Here is a 1,707-nt window from a genome sequence, read left to right as displayed (position 1 = left end):
ATAGCCGCACCGGCTTCTGTCAGCCCTTGGGCTTTATAATCCCAGTCTTTAAATTCAGCCTTAACTGCTTGCCAATCAACTTGCTTGGATAATTCTGGATCATCACGCAGTTGCTTAATCCATGCCATGCCTGGGGAGCGAGACAATTGCTCAAGAGATTTGTCTAAATCACCGGTTTCCTGATACTCAACAACGAAGCCATCACCCGCATCAAGCTTTATGCCACCCTTAGCATCTATGGTGACATGTTCGATGGTCTCCTTAAGGTAACCTTTATCGCTCTCACTCCACCACACAAGGTTTTCATTACGCTGATAAACATCCTTAAAATCTTGATCCTTGTTGGTCAGAAACTTGATTTTTCCCGTATCTGATGCCAAATGCGTCTGACCACCACTTTTTGCCCCTATGGCATCAAGCGTGAGATGCCCATCTTTGGCATGCATGGAGAGGTCGCCCTCTGTTTCTATCGTGGTTTTGTTTGTAGTAACTTCTGTTGATTGTTGACGAAACTTATCCTTTTGCTTCGATTTGTCGCCTTCTTTGCCCCTCAGATCCAAATCAAAACTGTTAAAATCTTGCTCTGAAACCACGTTGAGAGCGCCACCACTGGTGAAATCACCATTGCCCTTGGCTTTAAACTTTCCCCCAAGGTTCAGTTCACCACCTGTGACAATGGTCAAATCTCCATCACTGTTGACTTCTGTCAAACGGTGCTCACTGCTTTGGGCGTTATAATGCCCTTTTTCCAATGTTTCCTTATGGTCACTCTCTAGCACTAATGAACCAAACGTAGCAGAACCACCGACAATCACCGTCGTCGATCCACCACTGCTCCATTGGCCACCAGTCATGCTTAAATCGCCAAGGGAGTGAATGTTTAAATCCTGTATAGAAATGATTTGAGCCTGCTGCCCACTGCGATCAACAAAACCATATTCATTCGTGTCACGGATTTTTGCAGTACCATCAATGATTGTCTTCGCATTGAGGGTGATGATATCCCCCAGAATAACCCCTGAAGAGTTGGCTAAAAGATCGCCACTGCTGAGATCTACAGCACCGCTGCCAAGCAAAAAACCACCATTATTGAACAAAGTTTGCGTAGTCGAAACATGCAATGCACCATTACTCGATATGGTGCCACTATTGGTAAGACGGTCCGTCTCTATAGTGATGCCATTGCCTTTCAAACGTGCACTGGCAAGGTTTCCTTGCTGCGTTTTTGCCCCATAAACATCTTGTGCTAAAGAAGTGTTTGGTGCCAAATAAACATGAGGCACCAAAACCTTTTGTCCATCTTTAGTTATGCACGCGTCTATGGTCATGCCAAGGTTTGTGGCTTGGCTTGCATTTATAGCCATGCAAAAATTTATAATTATGCTGTTATTGATGGTCGTGCAAAGATTTATGGAAAGGTTTATGGCAATGCAAAAATCAATAAAAAAGCAAAGTAAGGTTGGTTCCAAAAAATTGTGAGGTTTATGAAAGGGATAATGTTGTCAATATAACTGATCAAACAGAATAAAAAGAGACATGGGAGACGTGCCTTCTTTATGGTTATAAACGCATATAAAATGCATTGCTATAAACATCTCATAAAAGAGAGAGTTAAAAAAAAAGCCGTGCCAATGATATGACGCGGCTTTCAAATAGCGTTTTTTATTGATTAAAATGAATCATCCACAATGGAGTAATGAATGCATA

General features: G+C 42.4%; 2 pseudogenes. One reads left to right on the top strand and one right to left on the bottom strand.

The annotated features are described in order from the left end of the window. A pseudogene (locus ACFILW_RS09595) lies at positions 1-1,301 on the bottom strand (hemagglutinin repeat-containing protein); the annotation flags it as partial. Here ACFILW_RS09595 and ACFILW_RS09590 point away from each other — a divergent pair. Further along, positions 1,296-1,528: pseudogene (locus ACFILW_RS09590) on the top strand (hypothetical protein); the annotation flags it as partial. The pseudogenes ACFILW_RS09595 and ACFILW_RS09590 overlap by 6 nt on opposite strands. Positions 1,529-1,707 lie beyond the last annotated feature (179 nt).

The sequence above is a fragment of the Bartonella sp. TT110JLCBS genome (assembly GCF_042193405.1).
Lineage (GTDB): Bacteria > Pseudomonadota > Alphaproteobacteria > Rhizobiales > Rhizobiaceae > Bartonella.
This window is presented reverse-complemented; position numbering and strand designations above follow the sequence as displayed.